Source organism: Isoptericola sp. NPDC055881 (assembly GCF_053615895.1).
Genome location: NZ_JBSHCR010000025.1, coordinates 5,501 through 26,173, shown reverse-complemented (window position 1 = coordinate 26,173; position 20,673 = coordinate 5,501). Strand labels below are relative to the sequence as shown.

Annotated in this window: 14 protein-coding genes; 11 read left to right on the top strand and 3 right to left on the bottom strand. The window is 75.1% G+C overall.

Translation table 11 applies throughout. The features are described 5' to 3' along the window. Positions 1-8 precede the first annotated feature (8 nt). Genes ACWGKI_RS09795 through ACWGKI_RS09775 form a run of 5 tightly spaced genes read left to right on the top strand, consistent with a single transcriptional unit; the run spans position 9 to position 3,891 of the window. Positions 9-1,361 (top strand): molybdopterin molybdotransferase MoeA, encoded by a 1,353-nt coding sequence (locus ACWGKI_RS09795; protein ID WP_452186568.1) that lies wholly within the window; start codon positions 9-11, stop codon positions 1,359-1,361. 15 nt (positions 1,362-1,376) lie between these two features. Next, positions 1,377-2,138: a molybdenum cofactor guanylyltransferase gene (mobA, locus tag ACWGKI_RS09790; protein WP_452186567.1), complete on the top strand. Its 762-nt coding sequence runs from the start codon at positions 1,377-1,379 to the stop codon at positions 2,136-2,138. A gap of 17 nt (positions 2,139-2,155) precedes the next feature. Next, on the top strand, positions 2,156-2,467 hold the full coding sequence (locus ACWGKI_RS09785) for a DUF6457 domain-containing protein (protein ID WP_452186565.1): 312 nt from the start codon (positions 2,156-2,158) through the stop codon (positions 2,465-2,467). Between the two features lie 4 nt (positions 2,468-2,471). Continuing rightward, the gene (moaA, locus tag ACWGKI_RS09780) at positions 2,472-3,593 is read left to right on the top strand and encodes a GTP 3',8-cyclase MoaA (protein WP_452186563.1); all 1,122 of its coding nucleotides are present in this window, start codon (positions 2,472-2,474) and stop codon (positions 3,591-3,593) included. Between the two features lie 4 nt (positions 3,594-3,597). Further along, entirely contained in the window at positions 3,598-3,891 is a 294-nt protein-coding gene (locus ACWGKI_RS09775; RefSeq protein ID WP_452186561.1) for a MoaD/ThiS family protein, read from the top strand. Between the two features lie 28 nt (positions 3,892-3,919). Here ACWGKI_RS09775 and ACWGKI_RS09770 read toward each other — a convergent pair whose 3' ends face one another. Both ACWGKI_RS09770 and ACWGKI_RS09765 read right to left on the bottom strand, forming a co-directional pair. Beyond that, positions 3,920-4,933: an electron transfer flavoprotein subunit alpha/FixB family protein gene (locus ACWGKI_RS09770; protein ID WP_452186559.1), complete on the bottom strand. Its 1,014-nt coding sequence runs from the start codon at positions 4,931-4,933 to the stop codon at positions 3,920-3,922. A 12-nt stretch (positions 4,934-4,945) separates the two neighbouring features. Then, positions 4,946-5,752 (bottom strand): electron transfer flavoprotein subunit beta/FixA family protein, encoded by an 807-nt coding sequence (locus tag ACWGKI_RS09765; RefSeq protein ID WP_452186557.1) that lies wholly within the window; start codon positions 5,750-5,752, stop codon positions 4,946-4,948. 192 nt (positions 5,753-5,944) lie between these two features. On the opposite strand from ACWGKI_RS09765, the gene glgX reads away from it, so the two are divergent. From glgX to ACWGKI_RS09740, 5 genes are all read left to right on the top strand, one after another. Continuing rightward, entirely contained in the window at positions 5,945-8,254 is a 2,310-nt protein-coding gene (glgX, locus tag ACWGKI_RS09760; protein ID WP_452186555.1) for a glycogen debranching protein GlgX, read from the top strand. A 51-nt stretch (positions 8,255-8,305) separates the two neighbouring features. Then, on the top strand, positions 8,306-10,021 hold the full coding sequence (locus tag ACWGKI_RS09755; protein ID WP_452186554.1) for an FAD-binding dehydrogenase: 1,716 nt from the start codon (positions 8,306-8,308) through the stop codon (positions 10,019-10,021). 294 nt (positions 10,022-10,315) lie between these two features. Then, a complete protein-coding gene (locus ACWGKI_RS09750) occupies positions 10,316-12,379 on the top strand; it encodes an alpha-1,4-glucan--maltose-1-phosphate maltosyltransferase (protein ID WP_452186552.1) in 2,064 nt (687 codons plus the stop codon). Positions 12,380-12,413: 34 nt separating this feature from the next. Beyond that, a complete protein-coding gene (treS, locus tag ACWGKI_RS09745; RefSeq protein ID WP_452186550.1) occupies positions 12,414-14,198 on the top strand; it encodes a maltose alpha-D-glucosyltransferase in 1,785 nt (594 codons plus the stop codon). Continuing rightward, complete coding sequence (locus ACWGKI_RS09740) at positions 14,195-15,607, top strand: aminoglycoside phosphotransferase (RefSeq protein WP_452186548.1); 1,413 nt, start codon at positions 14,195-14,197, stop codon at positions 15,605-15,607. The genes treS and ACWGKI_RS09740 overlap by 4 nt, the downstream gene beginning before the upstream one ends. Here ACWGKI_RS09740 and ACWGKI_RS09735 read toward each other — a convergent pair. Then, positions 15,591-18,173, bottom strand: a complete 2,583-nt coding sequence (locus ACWGKI_RS09735) for a glycoside hydrolase family 2 protein (RefSeq protein ID WP_452186546.1) — start codon at positions 18,171-18,173, stop codon at positions 15,591-15,593. The two genes, ACWGKI_RS09740 and ACWGKI_RS09735, sit on opposite strands and share 17 nt — an antisense overlap. A gap of 169 nt (positions 18,174-18,342) precedes the next feature. Between ACWGKI_RS09735 and glgB the strand changes: the two genes are divergently transcribed. Beyond that, on the top strand, positions 18,343-20,556 hold the full coding sequence (gene glgB / locus ACWGKI_RS09730; RefSeq protein WP_452186544.1) for a 1,4-alpha-glucan branching protein GlgB: 2,214 nt from the start codon (positions 18,343-18,345) through the stop codon (positions 20,554-20,556). The last annotated feature ends 117 nt before the right edge of the window (positions 20,557-20,673 follow it).

Sequence of the window (20,673 nt, the reverse complement as noted above, 5' to 3'; positions counted from 1 at the left end):
GTGACGACATGAGCACCGGGAGCACGCTGCGGAGCCTGGCCGAGCACGTCGGCGCCGTCCTGGCCCGCGTGGAACCGCTGCCCGCCCAGGAGGCGGCGCTCGCGGACCTCGCGCTCGAGCCGCCGGGGCGCACGCTCGGTGCCGACGTCCGCGCGGTCGCGCTGGTGCCGCCGTTCGACGCCGCGGCCATGGACGGCTACGCCGTCCGCCTCGCCGACCTGCCGGCCGACGGCGCGCCGGCGACGCTGCGGGTGGTCGGCGACCGCCGCCCGGGCTCGCCCGTGGCCGCGGAGCCGGTGGGAGCGGTGCGCATCATGACCGGGGCCCCGGTGCCCGCCTGGGCCGACGCCGTCGTGCCCGTCGAACGGACGTCGACCGGTCGGTTCGTCGCGGGCGGCCCGACGTCGGAGCTCGAGGTCACCCTGGCCCGCCAGGACCGGGCGCACGTACGGCGCCGCGGCGAGGACGTGCGCCCCGGCAACCTGCTCGGCCGCGCCGGCGACGTCGTGACCCCGGCGCTGGTCGCCGTGGCCGCGTCGGCCGGCCTGGCCACCCTGCCCGTGCGGCGGCGGCCGCGCGTCGCGGTGCTGTCCACGGGCTCAGAGCTGGTGGCGACCGGCGCCCCCGTGAGCCCCGGCCGCATCCCTGACTCCAACTCGCTGCTGCTGGCGTCGCTGGCTCGCGCCACGGGGGCCGACGTCGTCCGGGTGGGTGCCGTCCCGGACGACGCGGAGGCGCTGCGCGCCACCCTCGACACCGTGGTGAGCGGGCGATCGGCCCACGAGACGTCGACGGACGGGTCCGCCCTCCCGCGCACAGCGGCGGAGGGGGCCCTCGGGGTGGACCTGCTCGTGACGACGGGCGGCGTGTCGGCGGGGGCGTCGGACGTCGTGCGGGCGGTGCTCGACGCCGCCGACGAGCGCCTGTCCGACGTCGACGTCGCGGCCGTCGCGCTGCGCCCCGGCCGCCCGCAGGCGCTCGCCCGGTGGCGGGACGTGCCCTGGGTGGCTCTGCCCGGGAACCCGGTGAGCGCGTTCGTCTCCTTCGCACTGTTCGTGGGTCCGGCCGTCGCGGTACTCGCGGGTCGCGAGCCTCGGCGGGCCGTCCCCCGGCCCGCTGCCGGGGCGTGGCCGAGCCCGCCCGGGCGCACGCACGTCGTGCCGGTGCGGACGCTGCCGTCGGGCGAGGTGGAGCGCGCCGTCGCGCCCGCCGACGAGCGGCGGGGCGCCGTCGGCGGGCACGCGACCTCCGCCCTGCTCGGCGCCGACGGCCTGGCGCTGGTGCCGCCGGGCGTCGAGAAGGTCGAGGCCGGCGACCTCGTCGACGTCCTTCCCCTCGACCTGCCCTTCGGCCTGCACTGAGGGCAAGGACCTGACATGACGAGCGCCTCCGGTCCGACGCGAGAGCCCCCGGGCTCCTACGACGCCGTCGTCCTGGCCGGCGGGCGGGCGACACGGCTCGGCGGGGTGCCCAAGCCGACGGTCGTGCTCGACGGCGACACCCTGCTCGACCGCGCGCTGGCCGCGACGCGCGACGCGGAGCACACCGTCGTCGTCGGGCCGGACCTGCCGCTGCCGCCCGGCCGTGACGTGATCGTCGCCCGCGAGGACCCGCCGTTCGGCGGGCCGGTGGCAGGGCTCGACGCCGGGCTGCGCGCGCTCGAGCGCGCTCGGCGGCACGAGCACCCGGCTGGTCGGCGGCAGGCGGACGGTGCCGCGCCGGCGTGGGTGCTGGTGCTCGCCGTGGACGTGCCGCGCGCCGCCGAGGCGGTGCCCCTGCTGCGGGCCGCCGTCACCCACGCTGCCCAGGCCGCCGTCGACCCGGGCACGTCGGCCATCGACGGCGCCTACCTGGTCCGCGACGGGCGTGCGCAGTGGCTGGTCGGCCTCTATCGTCACGAGGCCCTGCGCGGGGCGCTGGACGCTCTCGCCGGCACGGACGGTCTGTCCGGCCTGCCGGTCCGGCGCCTGGTGGGGCTGCTGCGGTGCGTCGAGGTCCCCGACGCGGAGGCCGTCAGCGCGGACGTCGACACCTGGGACGACGTGCGACGCCTTACGGTAGGACTCCACGACGTCGTGGCCGAGCCCGCCGCGACGGCCACCGCATCCGAGCACGCGCCGCCGCAAGAGCGGGCATGACGCTGGGGAGGAACCCGATGACCGACCAGACGCCCCGCGCCGCCGAGCCCGGCTCCAGCACGCTGGACCGCTGGGTCGACGCCCTGGAGGTGGAGCTCGGGCTGCCGCCACGCAGCGTGGACGTCGGAGCCGTGCTCGACCTCGCCCGCGACGCCGCCCACCAGGTCGCGCGCCCCGCAGCCCCGGTCACGACCTACGCCGTGGGGTACGCGGCCGGGCTCGCGGCCGCGCGCGGCGACGGCTCCGACGCCCTGGAGCGCGCGACGGCGGCCGCGCTGTCCTGGCAGGACCCGGGGCCGGGCGGCGCCGGCGAGAGCTCGGGGAGCTGATCGGATGACGACCGTCTCCCTCGGGATGCCGCGGCTGCCCGCCGCGGGGGTACCCGACGTCCGCCTCCCCTCCGACCGGCCTGCCACGGGCGGCCTGCTGGACCGGTTCGGGCGGGTCGCCACCGACCTGCGCGTGTCGCTCACCGACCGCTGCAACCTGCGTTGCACCTACTGCATGCCGGCGGAGGGCCTCCCCACGCTGCCGAAGGACTCGGTGATGACGCGCGAGGAGATCGTGCGGCTCGTCGGGATCGCGACGAGCGAGCTGGGGGTGCGGCAGGTGCGGTTCACCGGTGGCGAGCCGCTGCTGCGACGCGACCTCGTCGAGATCGTGGCCGAGTGCGCCGCGCTCCCCCACCGGCCGGAGCTGAGCCTCACGACCAACGCCGTCGGCCTGGACTCCCGCGCCGCCGCCCTGCGGGAGGCCGGGCTGGACCGGGTCAACATCTCGCTCGACACCCTCGACCCGGACACCTTCGCCACCCTCGCCCGACGGCCGTTCCTGGCCCGCACGCTCGCGGGGATCGACGCCGCGGCTCGCGAGTTCGACCTCGTGAAGATCAACGCGGTCCTGGTCCGCGGCGTCAACCTCGACCACGCGGCGGAGCTCCTGTCGTGGTGCCTCGAGCGCGGTTTCGAGCTGCGGTTCATCGAGCAGATGCCGCTGGACGCCGACCACGCGTGGGACCGTGCGGCGATGGTCACCGCGGCGGAGGTGCGCGAGCAGCTCGGCACCCGCTTCGCCCTCGAGCCGGACGAGGAGCCGCGCGACGGCGCTCCCGCCGAGCGGTTCGTCGTGCGGGACCTCGACGGGGCCCCGCACGGCCGCCGCCGGGGGCGCGTCGGCATCATCGCGTCGGTCACGGAGCCGTTCTGCGACGACTGCCGTCGCACCCGCCTCACCGCCGAGGGCGGGGTGCGCGACTGCCTGTTCGCGCACACCGAGACCGACCTGCTGGGCCCGCTGCGCGCGGGGGCGGACGACGCCGTCCTGGCCGACCTGTGGCGCGGGGCCATGTGGGCCAAGCAGGCCGGGCACGGCATGAGCGACTCCGGCTCCGGCACCGACCTCGACAGCTCGGGCTTCACCCAGCCCGAGCGGACCATGAGCGCCATCGGAGGATGACTCTGTGACCGACCAGCTGACGGACGTGACGACCGACGCGCAGGGCGGGGCGAAGGCCGTCAGCCTGCGCTACTTCGCCGCGGCGCGCGCCGCCCTCGGCCGCGCGGAGGAGACGCTCGTCGTTCCGCCGGGCGCGACCGTCGGCGACGTCGTCGCCCGCCTGACCGCGACCGACCCCGAGGCGGGGCCGGTGCTCGCCCGGTGCAGCGTGCTGCTCGACGGCCGCCGGGCCGCGCCGTCCGACGTCGTGCCTGACGGCGCCAGCCTCGACCTGCTGCCGCCCTTCGCGGGCGGCTGACCCCGGACAGGCATCGTCCGGCGGCGGGTCAGCCCTCGCGGTGCGCCCGGAGGACGGCGGCGGCCTGCGGCAGCACGTCCGTGAGATCACCGACGACGGCGAAGTCGCAGATCTCGAAGATCGGGGCCTCCGGGTCGGAGTTGACCGCCACGATCACCTGCGACGCCTGCATCCCGCCGCGGTGGTGCGGCGCCCCGGAGATGCCCGCGCCCACGTACAGGCGCGGCGCGATGGTGACGCCCGTCTGGCCGATGTAGCGGTCGAACCAGCCCTCGAAGACGGCGTCGCGGGACGCGCCGACCGCGGCGCCGAGCGCGTCGGCGAACTCCTCGACAGCGCCGAAGTCGCCGCCCGTGCCACGGCCGCCCGCGACGACCACCGCGGCCTCCTCCAGCGTCGGGCGGCCCGGCGCGCGCTCCTTGACCTCGCGCGACGTGACCACCACGCCGCAGGTGCCGGCCGGCAGCGCGACGGGCAGCGCCTCGACGTCGGTCGCGACGGGGGCGGCGGCAGGCTCGGGCACGACGGCGTTCGAGCGCACGGTGAGCACGGCGACGTCGGCGGTGACCACGCACCGGGTGTCCCAGGCGCCCGCGAAGACGCGCTTGCCGGCCACGACGCGGCCGTCGGAGTCCTCGTCGACGACGGCGGCGTCGATGACCAGGCCGGCGCCCAGGGCGTGCGCGGCCAGGGCGGCGGCCTCCTTCGCGCCGAACGTCGCGGGCGCGAGGACGACGTCGGCGTCGGTGCGGCGCACGGCGGCGGCGAGCGTCGCACCGACCACGGCCGGCAGGTGCCGTGCGTCGTCGCCCCCCGCGGCCTGGAGGGCGTCGATCGGCACCTCGGCCTGGTGCACGGTCTCGACGCCGTAGGCGCCGAGCTGGGCCAGCACCTCGACCGTGGGCGCCTCGAGGGCGACGGCCTCGACACGGCCGAGGCCGCGGCCGATGGTGAGCAGCTCCAGCGCGCTGGAGCGGACCTCCGTCGCCGGGTCCAGCAGGACGAGGACGGTGCGGTTACGGGTGGGCTCGTTCGTCGTCACGGTCGCGTCCTCTCAGACCAGCTCGTTGCGGATGAGGTACTCGGCGAGGGCGGTGCCGCCCTCGCCCTTGTCGACCACCAGCTGCACCTCGGGGCGGGCGGGGCGTGGCGTGGCGGCGATCGCGTCCGTACGCGCGCCGGCGGCGCCGACGGTGGCGGGGTCCAGCCCGAGGTCGGCGGCCGACCACGTCTCGACCTGCTTGGTGCGGGCCGCCATGATCAGCTTGAAGTTCGGCATGCGCGGCGTGTTGGCCGTGTCCGCGACGGACAGGACGGCGGGCAGGGGCGCGGCGAGCGTCTCCGTGGCCTCGTCGGTCTCGCGCGTGACGGTGAGGGTGCCACCGGCGACGTCGATCTTCTTCGCGAGCGTGACCGCGGGGCGGCCGAGCTCGGCGGCGACGAGCGCCGGCACCACGGACCCGAGGCCGTCGAGCGCGGCCATGCCGGTGACCACCAGGTCGACGGGGGCGCCGTCGGCCTCGAGCCTGCGCACCCCGGCGGCGAGCGCCGCGGCGGTGCCGAAGTAGTCGGAGCCCGCCAGCGTGTCGTCGGTGACGCGCACGGCTCGGTCCACGCCCATCTGGAACGACTTGCGCAGGGCCACGTCCCCCTCGGCAGGAGCGACCGTCAGGGCGACGACCTCGCTCGCGGCGCGCTCGTCCTCGGGCAGCGCGTCGAGGATCCGCAGGGCCGCCTCGAGCGCGTTCTCGTCCAGCTCGTTGAGGGTCCCGACGCCGGGGTCGCGGTCCACCCGACAGTCCACGAACCGCCGCTCCGCGTTGATGTCCGGCACGTACTTCACGGCGACGACGATGCGCACGGGCGCGACCTCCAGCTCACGGTGGTGACGACCGGCCGCAGGCGCTGCGGCCGACGGTGTCGAGCCTACCTGCGGGGCCGCCCGCAGGCCGCCGTCGTCCACTGGCGGACGACGGCGGTTCGGGGCGGGGCCGACCGGGCATGACCGGGCGGGTCGCGCGCGGCTGTCGGTCACGGCAGGCACCATGTCCGCATGGACGTCCCCATGGAGTCGCGCCCCAAGGTCACGCCGCTGACGCGCCCGCAGGTGCGACGCAGCCACGTCCCGCCGCTGGGGGTGCACCCGACGCCGGACGGCGGGGTGGACGTGGCCGTCGCGGCGTCGCACGCGGACGGCGTGGAGCTGTGCCTGATCGACGTCGTCGAGCCGGACCTCGACCCGCACGACCCGGCGCGGTACGCCGAGCGCCGGGTCCTGCTGGACGGCCCGGTCTACGGCGTCTGGCACGCCCACGTGCCGCAGGTGCGGCCGGGCCAGCGGTACGGGTTCCGGGTCCACGGCGCGTGGGACCCGGAGGCGGGCCAGCGCCACAACCCCGCCAAGCTGCTGGTGGACCCGTACGCCCGCGGCCTGGTGGGCGACCTCACCTACGGGCCGGAGACGCACGGCGCCGTGAGCACGCCCGGCGGCGACGACCCGGACTCCCCGGCGGGCCGGTCCTGGGTGGCGGAGCGCTACGGGGAGCCGGACGAGCGCGACTCGCTCGCCTTCGTGCCGCACTCCGTGGTCCTGCCCGCGTACGACGGCCCCCCGCCGCTGAGCCGGCCGCGCGTCCCGTGGGCCGACACCGTGGTCTACGAGGCGCACGTCAAGGGGCTGACCGCGACGCACCCGGACGTGCCGCCCGAGCTGCGCGGCACGTACGCGGGGGTCGCGCACCCGGCGACGATCGCCCACCTGACGAGCCTCGGCGTCACCACCCTCGAGCTGCTGCCGATCCACGCCTTCGCCAGCGAGCCCTACCTGGTGGCCCAGGGGCTCACGAACTACTGGGGGTACCAGACGCTCGGCTTCTTCGCCCCGCACGCCGCGTACGCCACGCGGGCGGCGCGCGAGGCCGGGCCGGCCGCCGTCCTCGACGAGGTCCGCGGCATGGTGCACCTGCTGCACGAGGCGGGCATCGAGGTGCTGCTGGACGTCGTGTACAACCACACCTGCGAGGGCGGCGACGACGCCCTGCACGTGAGCTGGCGCGGCCTCGACAACGCGGGCTACTACCTGCACGACGGCGCCTCCCCCGCCGCGCTCGCCGACGTCACCGGCACGGGGAACTCGCTCGACTTCCGCCGCCCGCGCGTGGTGCAGCTCGCGCTGGACTCGCTGCGGTACTGGGCGGAGGTCGTGGGCGTGGACGGGTTCCGGTTCGACCTGGCGGTCACCCTGGGACGCACCCACCACGGCTTCTCCCCCGACCACCCGTTCCTCGTGGCCCTGCAGACCGACCCCGTGCTGAACAACCTCAAGCTGGTGGCCGAGCCGTGGGACGTCGGGCCGGGCGGCTGGCAGACCGGCAACTTCCCCCCGCCCACCGCGGAGTGGAACGACCGGTTCCGCGACGCCGTGCGAGGTTTCTGGCTCGACGCGCCGCGCGAGGGCTCGCACGGGCGGCCGATGCACGGCCTGCGGGAGCTCACCACGCGGCTGGCGGGCTCGGCCGACCTGTTCGGGCACTCGGACCCGCCGCTGGTGCGCGGCCCGGTCGCGTCGGTCAACTACGTCACCGCGCACGACGGCTTCACCCTGGCGGACCTCGTCGCCTACGACCACAAGCACAACGAGGCCAACGGCGAGGACAACCGCGACGGGTCGGACCACAACCTGTCCTGGAACCACGGGGTCGAGGGGCACGCGCCCGGCGCCGACGACGGGGAGGGCGGTGGCGACACCGCCACCGAGCCGTGGTCCGCCGTCGTGCCCCTGCGTCGCCGCTCCCAGCGCAACCTGCTGGCCATGCTGCTCCTGTCCGCCGGGACCCCGATGCTGACCGCCGGCGACGAGCTCGGCCGCACGCAGCGCGGCAACAACAACGCGTACGCGCAGGACAACGAGATCTCGTGGGTCGGCTGGGACCTCGAGGACGCGGCCCGCGACCTCCTCGACACCACCCGCTTCCTGGTGGCGTTGCGGGCGGAGCACGCGGCGCTGCGCGCGGACTCGTTCTTCCTCGGGTCCCCCCGTCCCGGCGAGGACGAGCCGGACCTGCTGTGGTTCGCCGTCGACGGCGCGCCGATGGACCGGGACGCGTGGGCCGTCGCCGGGCGGCGGGTCGTGCAGATGCTGCGCCCCGGGCCGGCCGACGGCGACGCGCACGTGCTGCTCGTCCTCAACGGCGGGCTGGACGACACCGACGTGACGTTGCCCCCGGCACCCGGCGGCGCGTCGTGGGAACGGGTGTGGAGCTCGTCGTGGGACCGCCCGGAGCAGCCGGAGGGCCCGCCCGGCGACGACGACGGCGCGACCGTGGTCGAGGCGCTGAGCGTGGAGGTCCATCTGGGTCGGTGACGCTGCCCGCCACCGGTGTGCGCGGGGTCACACCTCTGCCAGACTTCGCGCATGGATGCGGACGTCGTCGTCATCGGAGGGGGCCTGTCGGGGCTCGTCACGGCCACGGAGCTCACCGCGGCGGGCCGGCGGGTGGTGCTGCTGGACCAGGAGCCGGAGGCGTCGTTCGGCGGCCAGGCGTGGTGGTCGTTCGGCGGCCTGTTCCTGGTCGGGTCGCCCGAGCAGCGCGCGATGGGCGTGCACGACTCGGCCGACCTGGCGTGGGCGGACTGGCTGGGCTCCGCGCAGTTCGAGCCCGGCGCCGAGCGCGGCGAGGGTCCCGACCGCCACGGGTACGCGTGGGCCCGGCGGTTCGTCGAGTTCGCCGCGGGCGACCTGCGCTCGTGGTTGCGCGGCAAGGGCGTGCGCTGGTTCCCGCTGGTCCAGTGGGCCGAGCGCGGCGGGTACACGGTGGGTCATGCCGACGGCCGGGTGGAGCACGGCAACTCCGTGCCCCGCTTCCACGTCACCTGGGGCACCGGCCCGGGCATCGTCGCGCCGTTCGTCGCCGCGGCCCTGGCGGCGCGCGACGCCGGGCTGCTGGACCTGCGCTTCCGTCGTCGCGTCACGGGGCTGGTCACGACGGACGGCCGCGTCACCGGCGTGCGTGCGGACGTCCTGGCCGACCAGCCCGTCGCAGGGCTGCCGTTCGGTGGCCGCGGTGCGCCGTCGAACCGCGACGTCGTGGGCTCGGAGGAGATCGCCGCAGGCGCCGTCGTCGTCGCGTCCGGTGGCATCGGTGCCAACCACGACCTGGCCCGCGCGCACTGGGACCCCGAGGCGGGCACGTTGCCCGACCGGATGCTGTCCGGCGTCCCGGACTCGACCGACGGCCTCATGCTCGGGATCGCCGCCGAGGCGGGCGCCGCCCTCGTGCACGAGGACCGGATGTGGCACTACCCCGAGGGCATCGCCAACCACTCGCCCGTCTGGACGAACCACGGCATCCGCATCCTTCCCGGCCCCTCGTCGCTGTGGCTCGACGCCGACGGCGGCCGCCTGCCTGCCCCGCTGTTCCCCGGCTTCGACGCCCTGGGGTCGCTGCAGCACGTCACCCGGCGCGGCGACGACCACTCCTGGTTCGTGCTCAACAAGGCGATCATGGAGTCCGAGTTCGCCCTGTCGGGGTCCGAGCAGAACCCCGACCTCACCGGCAAGGACGTCCGGCTCCTGGCGCAGCGCGTGCTGCCGCGCGCCGTCGGGCCCGTCGCGAGGTTCGCCGCCGAGTCTCCCGAGTTCCTCTGGGCGGACACCCCGGCCGAGCTCGCCGCGAAGATGAACGCCCTCGTCGACGCGACCCCCGGCTCGAAGGGGCACGTGGACCCGGACGCGCTCGCCGCCGTCGTCGCCGCCCGCGACGCCCAGGTGGCCTCCGGGCTGGGCAAGGACCCGCAGGTCGTGGCGACGCGCGCCACCCGCGACTACCGCGTGGACAAGCTGATCCGCGTCGCCCGGCCGCGCCCGCTGACGACGCCGAAGGACGGCCCGCTGCTCGCCGTCCGGCTGTCGGTCCTGACCCGCAAGACGCTCGGCGGCCTGTGGTGCGACCCGTCGGGACGCGTCCTGCGCGCCGACGGGTCCGTGCTGGACGGTCTGTGGGCCGTCGGCGAGGCCGCCGGGTTCGGCGGCGGCGGCGTGCACGGCCACCGCGCGCTGGAGGGCACCTTCCTCGGGGGCTGCCTGCACACCGGCCGCACCACCGGCCGCGCCCTCGCCGCCGGCGCCTGACCGCCGAGGTAGTCCAGCCCCCCGCGAGGTAGCACGCGAGCCCGCGAGGTAGTTCAGATCCCCGCGAGGTAGTGGCCTCGTGACTACCTCGGTGCTCGACGAACTACCTCGCGGATTCTTGAACTACCTCGCCGCCTCCGGTGCTACCTCACGGCCTCCGGCACTACCTCGCGGATTCTTGAACTACCTCGCCGCGTCCCGTGCTACCTCGCGGGCCTGCGTGCTGCCTCGGCGAGGGAGGCGCTGGCGCGACGACGGCGAGTGCGCGCGCGCCATGCGGGCCTGCTGGCTAGCGTGGAGGCCGTGACGTCTCCGCAGCCCACGCCGCACGTGCCGATCGGACGGATCCCCGTCCTCGAGCTCTCCCCCGTCGTCGAGGGCGGGCGCTGGCCGGCGAAGGCGGCCGTCGGCGAGGTGGTGCCGGTCGAGGCCACCGTGTTCCGCGAGGGGCACGACGCCGTCGCGGCCACCGCCGTCCTGCTCGCGCCGGACGGCTCGGTGCACTCCACCGCGCCCATGACCGACGTCGCGCCGGGCCTCGACCGCTTCCGCGGCTTCCTGCAGCCCGACGCGGAGGGCGACTGGTCGTTCCGCGTCGAGGGCTGGGCGGACCCGTATGCGACGTGGGCGCACGACGCGGTGATCAAGTTCGACGCCGGGCAGGACGTGGAGCTCGTGCTGGCGGAGGGCCGCCTGCTGTTCGAGCGCATCGTCGCCCCGGAGCTGCAGGCCGCACGGTCCGCGGCCGACGCCGCCACGCTGGAGGCGGCGGCCCGCGAGCTCTCCGACACCACGCGCCCGCCCGAGGCACGGCTGGCGATGGCGATGACGGCCGCGGTGAAGGACGCCCTGCGCCGTGCGCCGCTGCGCGACCTCGTGACGGCGAGCGCCGCGTACCCCCTCCGCGTGAGCCGTCCGCTGGCGCTCGCGGCGAGCTGGTACGAGCTGTTCCCGCGCTCCGAGGGCGCGGCGCGGCGCAAGGACGGGACGTGGCGCTCGGGCACGTTCCGGACGGCGGCGCGTCGGCTGCCGGAGATCGCCGCGATGGGGTTCGACGTCGTCTACCTCACCCCGGTGCACCCCATCGGCACGACGTTCCGCAAGGGCCGGAACAACACCCTGGACCCGCAGCCGGGCGACCCGGGCAGCCCGTACGCGATCGGTGCGCCCGACGGTGGTCACGACGCGATCCACCAGGACCTCGGCTCCGAGGCCGACTTCCGTGCCTTCGTCGCGGCGGCTCGCTCCCACGATCTCGAGGTGGCGCTCGACCTGGCGCTGCAGTGCTCGCCCGACCACCCGTGGGTGACCGAGCACCCGGAGTGGTTCACGATCCGCGCCGACGGGACGATCGCGTACGCGGAGAACCCGCCGAAGAAGTACCAGGACATCTATCCGCTGAACTTCGACCGCGACCCGCAGGGCCTGGCGGAGGAGATCCTGCGCATCGTGCTGCTGTGGGTGGACCGGGGCGTGACGGCGTTCCGCGTCGACAACCCGCACACCAAGCCGCTGGACTTCTGGGAGTGGCTGCTGGCGCGGGTGCACGCGACGCACCCGGAGGTGCTGTTCCTGTCGGAGGCGTTCACCCGGCCCGCGATGATGCAGACGCTCGCGCGCATCGGGTTCCACCAGTCGTACACCTACTTCACCTGGCGCACGACCAAGGAGGAGATCGAGGAGTACCTGCAGGAGGTGTCCGGGCCGCAAGGCTCGGTGCTGCGCCCGTCGTTCTGGCCGACGACGCACGACATCCTGCCGCCGTACCTGCAGCACGGCGGGGTGGCGGGCTTCGCGGTGCGCGCGGTCCTGGCGGCGCTCGGCAGCCCCACGTGGGGGATCTACTCGGGCTACGAGCTGGTGGAGAACGTGCCGCGGCCGGGCGTCGAGGAGCAGATCGACAACGAGAAGTACGAGTACAAGCCGCGCGACTGGTCGCAGGCCGACGTCATCGGCGTCTCCACGCTGCTGCGGCGTCTGAACGAGATCCGGCGGGCGCACCCCGCGCTGCAGCAGCTGCGCGACCTGACGGTGCACCCGACGACGAACGACCAGGTCGTGGCGTTCTCCCGGCGCGTGCGTGCCGAGCACCTGCCCGGCGCGGGGCGGCCGGGCGCCACGACGGACGACGTCGTGCTCGTGGTGCTGAACCTGGACCCGTGGACCACGCAGGAGTCCACGGTGCTCCTCGACCTCGAGGCCCTCGGGCTGACGCGGCCCGACGGCGTGGAGGACCAGGCGTTCTTCGTCGCCCACGACGAGCTGTCGGGCGCGACGTACCCGTGGGGCGCGCACCCGTACGTCCGCCTCGACCCGCGCGAGCAGGTGGCGCACGTGCTCACCGTGGGGCTGGCGTGACGGCCGCCATGACACGGCCGACGGCGGTCCGGCGATGACGCCCGAGGTGCCGCGCCCCATCACGCGCCAGGTGCCGGTCCAGGCGCTGCCCACGCGCCCGCAGCCGACGCCGCCGCCGCTGGACAAGCCGGGGCTGTCCGACGACCCGGAGTGGTACCGCACGGCGGTGTTCTACGAGGTCATCGTGCGCGCCTTCTCCGACACCGCCGGGGCGGGCACGGGCGACCTGCGGGGCGTCACCGAGCGGCTCGACTACCTGCAGTGGCTGGGGGTGGACTGCCTGTGGCTGCCGCCGTTCTACCCGTCCCCGCTGCGCGACGGCGGGTACGACGTCGCCGACTACACGTCGATCGCGAGCCAGTACGGCACCGTCGGGGACTTCACCGAGCTCATCGAGGCGGCGCACGCGCGCGGCATCCGGGTGGTGGTGGACCTGGTGATGAACCACACCAGCGACCAGCACCCCTGGTTCCAGGCGTCGCGGGCCGACCCGCACGGTCCCTACGGCGACTTCTACGTGTGGTCCGACGACGACACCCGGTACCCGGACGCGCGCATCATCTTCGTGGACACGGAGACGTCCAACTGGACGTTCGACCCGGAGCGCCGGCAGTACTTCTGGCACCGGTTCTTCAGCCACCAGCCGGACCTCAACTTCGAGAACCCGCGCGTCGTGGACGCCATGCTGGACGTGGCGCGGTTCTGGCTGGCGATCGGCGTGGACGGCTTCCGGCTCGACGCCGTCCCGTACCTGTTCGAGGCAGAGGGCACGAACTGCGAGAACCTGCCGGAGACGCACGCGTTCCTGCGCCGGGTGCGCCGCATGATCGACGACGAGTACCCGGGCCGCATCATGCTGGCCGAGGCGAACCAGTGGCCGCAGGAGGTCGTCGACTACTTCGGCACCGCGGACGAGCCCGAGTGCCACATGTGCTTCCACTTCCCCGTGATGCCGCGCGTCTACTACGCGATGCGCGACCAGCGGGCCCGGCCGCTGCTGGACATCCTCGCGGACACCCCCGACATCCCCGCGCCGGGCGGCCAGTGGTCCACGTTCCTGCGCAACCATGACGAGCTGACCCTCGAGATGGTCTCCACCGAGGAGCGCGCGGCGATGTACGGGTGGTTCGCCCCCGACCCGCGCATGCGGGCCAACATCGGCATCCGCCGGCGGCTGTCGCCCCTGCTCGACAACTCGCGCAAGGAGGTGGAGCTGGCGCACGCGCTGCTGCTGAGCCTGCCGGGCAGCCCGTGCCTGTACTACGGGGACGAGATCGGCATGGGCGACAACATCTGGCTGCCCGACCGCGACTCGGTGCGCACCCCGATGCAGTGGACCCCGGACCGCAACGCCGGCTTCTCCACCGCCGACCCGGGCAAGCTGTACCTGCCGCTGGTGCAGTCGCTCGTGCACCACTACCAGCACACCAACGTCGAGGCGCAGCTCGCGCAGCCGTCCTCCCTGCTGCACTGGGTGCACGGCATGCTCGCCGTGCGACGCCTGCACCCGGCGTTCGGCACCGGGGACCTGACGGCCCTCGACGCGGACGACGAGGCGGTGATCGCGTTCACCCGCTCGGCGCCCGGCGAGACGCTGCTCATGGCGGCGAACCTGTCCGCCACGGCACGCTCGGCGCGCGTGCGGCTGCCCGGGCGCGCGGGATGGTCGCTGACCGACCTCTTCGGGGGCGCCCGGTTCCCCGACGTCGGGCCGGACGAGTCGATCACGATGACGTGGGGGTCCCGCGACTTCTACTGGCTGCTGCTGACCCCGCCGGCGTCGCCGGTCGCGACCACCTCCGGGGGCGGTCGCGCATGACCGCGGTGCGGCCGGCCGCGGACGTCCCCGACCCGAGCGTCGGGGACCTGCTCGCGGCCTGGCTGCCGGGCCGGCGCTGGTTCCCCGCGGGCGGGGCCAGCGGCGCCGACGTGCGGGTCGAGCCGTGGCTGGCCGTGACGTTCGACGACGAGCGCGGCACGGCCGGCACCGCGACGGGCGGGTCCGGCGCGGGCGGCGACGTCGTCGTCGTCCTGACCGCGCTGCACGGCGCGGGCGTGCCCGGGGGCTCCGCGGTGGCACAGGTGCCGCTGGTCCTCACCGACCCGGCGGAACGCGGGCCAGGGTTCATCGCCGAGGTCCGCACCGCCGCGGGGCCGGTCGCGGTGCACGACGGCGGTGCCCACCCCGCCTGCTGGCTCGCCCTGCTGCGCGCCGCCGGCGCCGGCGACGGCGTGGACGACGCGGCGCTGGTGGCCGGCGGGCGCGTCGTGGCGGGCGAGCAGTCGAACACGAGCGTCGTGCTGCCGGGCGTGCCGTCCCCCGGCGGCACGGGCGGGATGCTCAAGATCCTGCGGACCGTGACCCCCGGCCCGCACCCCGACGTGGTCGTACCGCGCGCCCTGACCCGCGCGGGGTGGGACGGCGTGCCGCGGTTCCTCGGCGCCCTGCAGGTTCCCACGGCGCCGGGCGTGACCACCGCCCTCGCCGTCCTCAGCGAGCTGGTGCCCCAGGCCCGGGACGGCTTCGAGCTGGCCTGCGAGCACGCCGGCAGCGGCGAGTCGTTCGCCCAGCTCGCGGCGGACCTCGGGCGGGTGCTCGCCGAGCTGCACGCCGTGCTGCGCCAGGCGATGCCTCCCGGCCCGCTGCTGGACCCGGCGACGTTCGTCGACGGGCTGCGACGCCGGGCGGCGCTCGCCGTCGCCGAGGCGCCCTCCCTCGCGGCGCGCGAGCCCGAGATCGCCACCCTCCTCGACGACCTGCAGGTCCGCCTGCCCCGCCTGCGGCTGCAGACGGTGCACGGCGACCTGCACCTCGGCCAGGCCCTGCACGGCGCGACGGGCTGGAAGCTGCTCGACTTCGAGGGCGAGCCGCAGCGCCCCGCGGCGGAGCGCACGGCGCCGGACCTCCCGCTGCGCGACGTCGCGGGCATGGTGCGCTCGTTCTCGTACGCGGCGGCCGTCGGCGGGGCGCCCGACCCGTACTGGGAGGCCGAGGCGGTGCACGCCTTCCTCGCCCGCTACCGCCGGGCCGCCGACGCCTCGGCAGCGGTGAGCGGCCTGAACACCAGCCGCCCGCCGGCGCTCGACCCCCCGACCGCCGACGCGGTGCTCGCCGCCCTCGTGCTCGACAAGGCGCTCTACGAGGTGGTCTACGAGACCCGCCAACGTCCCCGGTGGGTGCACATCCCGCTGTCCGCGGTGGACCGCGTGCTCAACCGCCCGCGCTGACCGCGCGCCCGACCAGGTCGTTCGCGCTGCGCACCGCGGCGGCGAACGCCTCCGGGTCGCCGCCCGCGGGAGAGGTGACGCGCAGGGTGACGCGCTCGCCCGCCCGCAGCGTCACCATGCCCGCGTCGACGCGCGCCGCCGGGTCCACGACGTCGGCGTGGCAGAACACGTCCCGTGCGAGGGACGTGGCTGTCACGTGCAGCTCGCAGCCGTCCGCCGTGCGCGTGGCCTCGATCCGCAGGGCTCGAGGGTCGAGACGCTGGTCCACGACCTCCGCCCCGTGCCGCAGTGCCACGGCGACGTCGGCCGCCGGGTCGTCCGGGGCGGCCACGAGGACCTCCTCGCCCGGGTCGCCGAAGGTGGCGACGTCGGCCGGGACCGGCACCGTCGCGGCCCCGCGGGCGGGGACGTCGACCTCGAGGGTCGTGGTCGCGAGGACGGCACCGTCGAGCCGCTCCCGCGTGACGGTCCACGTCCCGGCCAGCCGTGCCCCCGTGTCGTTGACCACCACGAGGGCAACGCCGTCCGGCTCCGGCGGCACACCCTCCCAGGCGGCGGCGCGCGCAGCGTCGGAGGCCCGGGGCTGGAGCGTCGCGAGCCGGGGCGCGTAGGCCGCGCGCAGCGCGTGCCAGAGTGGCTTGCGGTGCTCGTCGTGGTCGACCGCCGCCCACGACACGACCGGCCAGCTGTCGTTGAGCTGCCACATGATCGTGCCGGTGTTGTGCGGGGTCAGGGACCGCACGTGCTCGATGCCGAACCGCACGGCGTGCGCCTGGTTGAGCTGGGTGGTCCAGTGCCAGTCCTCGATCGTGGCCGGGTCGGGCAGGTGCCCCTGCCAGCCGCGCTCCAGCTTGGCGTTGCCCAGGTGCGCCTTCTGGTGCACGAGCATCTGGTGGCCGAACGGGTCGAGCGGCTCGTCGTGGACGACGCGGGTGAGCGTGGACCACGCCGGCGGGCCCTGGAAGCCGAACTCCGACAGGAAGCGCGGCCGGTAGCGGGCGTAGACGCCGTAGTCCTCCCGGTTCCACACGTCCCAGATGTGCATCGTGCCGTAGCGCTCGTCGTTCGGGTGGCGGTAGTCGCCGAACGAGTACGGGCTCGCCGGCGAGTACGGGCGCGTGGGGTCCAGCTCGGCCAGCACGCCGGGCAGCAGCTCGCGGTAGTACAGGTCGCCCCAGGGGCGGCCGTCCAGCATGCCGGCCCACCCCCAGTCAACCGAGCCCCACGTGTTCTCGTTGTTGCCGTTCCAGATCACCAGCGAGGGGTGCGGGCTGAGCCGGGTGACGTTCTCCCGGGCCTCGGCCTCCACCTCGGAGCGCATCGGCTCGTCCTCGCCGTAGGCGGCGCACGCGAACGGGAAGTCCTGCCACATCAGCAGGCCGCGCTCGTCGGCGAGGTCGTACAGGTCGTCCGACTCGTAGATGCCGCCTCCCCACACCCGCAGGAGGTTGACGTTCGCCTCGAGGGCGTCGGCGACGCGGCGGGCGTACCGGTCGCGATCGATCTCGGTGAGGAACGCGTGGTCGGGGATCCAGTTCGCCCCCCGGACGAGCACCGTCTCGCCGTTGACCTTCAGCACGAACGGCGCGCCGGCGTCGTCGGGGGCGGTGTCCAGCTCGACCGTGCGGAAGCCGACGCGCCCCGACCAGCGGGCGGCGGCGCCGTCGCTCGTGGCCGTCACGTCGACGTCGTAGAGCGGCTGCGCACCGTGGCCGACCGGCCACCAGCGGCGCACGCCCGGCACCCGCACGGTCACCACGCCCTCGACCTCCCCGGCGGGCACGCTGCCCGTCGCCAGGAGCTGCCCACCGTCGGGCCCGGTGACACGCACCTCCAGCGGCACCGCGCCGGCGCCCGTCGCGCCGTCGCGCTCGATCTCGACGTGCGCGGTGAGGACGCCGTCGTGCCCGCCCTGCTCATCTGCACCGGCGACGTCGACGAGCGGCCGCACGGAGACGACGCGCACCCCGGACCAGGAGTCGAGGCCGATCGGCTTCCAGATGCCCGCGCCGGCGACGTCGATCCCCCAGTCCCAGCCGAACGAGCAGGCCATCTTGCGCAGCTGGTTGTACTCGTGGTGGTTGGTCGACGGCAGCGTGCCGTCCCGCTCGGCGCGAGCCAGCGCCTCGGGCACGGGCGCGGCGAAGGTGACGACCAGGGAGTTGTCGCCCTCTCGCAGCGCGTCGCGCGCGTCCCACCGGAAGGACCGGTGCATGTTCTGCGTCGTGCCGAGCTCGACCCCGTTGAGCTCCACCGTCGCCACGGTGTCGAGCCCGAGCGCGACCAGGTCGTGCCGCGTGGCGTCACCCGGCTGCCACGCGAACGTCGTCGCGTACCGCCACGAGGTGTCGCCGACCCACTGCTGCGACGTCTCGTTGTCGCCGTCGAACGGTGCGTCGATGAGGCCCGCCCGGTGCAGGTCGAGGTGGGCCTCCCCCGGTACTGCCGCGGGGATCCCGGCCGTGAGGGCCGCGGGCACCGTGTCCGGCGCGCCGGCGGGGAGCGTGGGGGCCGTCAGGCTCCACCCGTCGTGCAGGGCGCGGAAGGTCGGGGGCAGGGAGGTCATGGAGGAGTCCTTCGTCGTGCACAGAGAGGCGGTCCGGACGGCCGGGGTCCTGCCACCTCCCGTGAAGTGGTCGAAGCACACGCTATGCCCCGCGGGCACGCTCGCGGGGCCTCCCGTCCGGGCCGCGCGTCGGAACGCGACACCCGGGGGTCCGTGGAATCGTGAGCGCATGACGCCAACGCCGCCTCCTGTCGATCCCGAGGTGCTGACCGCGGTCGCGCAGGGCACCCTGCACGACCCGCACACGGTCCTCGGCCCGCACCTCCTGGACGCCTCGGCGGCCGACGGCTCCGCCTGGGCGGTGGTGCGGACGCTGCGGCCGCTGGCGGACGAGGTGACGGTGGTGCTCGGCGACGGCGAGCACCCGGCGCGGCACGTGGCGGCCGGCGTGTGGGAGGCCGTGGTCCCGGCGGGCGTGGACGCGGCAGGGGTGCAGCACGCGCCGGACTACCGCGTGCGCACCCGGTACGACGACGACGTGCAGACCGTCGACGACCCGTACCGCTTCCTGCCCACCCTCGGCGAGGTGGACCTGCACCTCGTGGCGGAGGGTCGGCACGAGGAGCTCTGGCGGGTGCTCGGCGCCAACCCGCACCGGTACGCGAGCGCGCTCGGCGACGTCGACGGCACGGCGTTCGCCGTCTGGGCACCGAACGCGCGCGGGGTGCGGCTCGTGGGCGACCACAACCGGTGGACCACCGTGCACCCGATGCGCTCCCTCGGCTCGAGCGGGGTGTGGGAGCTCTTCGTGCCCGGTGTCGGTGGGGGAACGCGGTACAAGTACGAGGTGCTCGGCGCCGACCGCGTGTGGCGGGCCAAGGCCGACCCTCTGGCCAAGGGCACGGAGGTGCCGCCCGCCACGGCGTCCGTCGTCGTCGACTCGGCCTACGAGTGGGGCGACGACGCGTGGCTGTCGCAGCGTGCGGCGAGCGACCCGCACTCCGGGCCGGTCAGCGTCTACGAGGTGCACCTGGGTTCGTGGCGGCCCGGGCTCGGATACCGCGAGCTGGCCGAGGAGCTCACCACCTACGTCGTCGAGCAGGGCTTCACCCACGTGGAGCTGCTGCCCGTGGCGGAGCACCCGTTCGGCGGGTCGTGGGGCTACCAGGTCACGGGCTACTACGCGCCCACGGCGCGGTTCGGGCACCCTGACGACTTCCGCCACCTGGTGGACCGGCTGCACCAGGCGGGCGTCGGCGTCATCCTCGACTGGGTGCCGGGGCACTTCCCGCGCGACGAGTTCGCCCTCGCCCGGTTCGACGGCGCGCCCCTGTACGAGCACCCCGACCCGCGCCGGGGCGAGCAGCCCGACTGGGGCACGTACGTCTTCGACTTCGGCCGGCGCGAGGTGCGCAACTTCCTCGTCGCCAACGCCACCTACTGGTTCGAGGAGTTCCACGCCGACGGGCTGCGCGTCGACGCCGTGGCCTCGATGCTCTACCTCGACTACTCGCGCGAGCCCGGGCAGTGGGTCCCCAACGTCCACGGCGGACGCGAGAACCTCGAGGCGATCGCGTTCCTGCAGGAGGCGAACGCCACGGCGTACCGCCGCTCCCCTGGCGTCATGATGATCGCGGAGGAGTCGACGGCCTTCCCCGGCGTGACGAGCCCGACTTCCGCGGGCGGCCTCGGTTTCGGCCTGAAGTGGAACATGGGCTGGATGAACGACGGGCTGCGCTACGTCGCGCACGACCCGATGTACCGCCGCTACCACCATCACGAGCTGACGTTCTCGCTGGTCTACGCGTTCTCCGAGCAGTACGTGCTGCCGGTCAGCCACGACGAGGTGGTGCACGGCAAGGGGTCGCTGCTGCGCCGCATGCCGGGCGACCGGTGGAAGCAGCTCGCGGGCGTGCGCGCCTTCCTCGCCTACCAGTGGACGCACCCTGGCAAGCAGCTGCTCTTCATGGGCCAGGAGTTCGCCCAGGACGCCGAGTGGAACGAGGGCGCCGGCTTGGACTGGTGGCTGCTCGAGACTCCCGGCCACGCCGGCGTGCAGCGGCTGGTGCGCGACCTCAACGCCCTCTACCGCGCCACCCCGGCCCTGTGGGAGCGGGACTTCGACGCCGCCGGCTTCGAGTGGCTCGACGCGGACGACGCCGACCACGACACCGTCTCGTGGGTGCGCCGCGACGCGGACGGTAACCCCGTCGTGGTGGTCGTGAACTTCGCCGGCGTCCCGCACGAGGGCTACCGCCTGGCCCTGCCCGACGGCGGCGAGTGGGACGAGGCCCTCAACACGGACGCCGCCGACTACGGCGGCTCGGGGGTCGGCAACCTCGGCCGGGTGCACGCCCAGGACGTCCCCTGGAAGGGTCGCAGCCACTCCGTGACCCTCCGCGTCCCGCCCCTGGGTGCACTGGTGCTGCGTCCCGTCCGCTGACCCGCTCGGAATCGTGCGTGCTGACTTGATCCTCGAACGAGCCGTTTGAGGCCCAGCGTGCCCAGCGACGTGGTCAGCTTGTCGACGTCCGGAGGCACCGACTTGCCCCGCTGCTGC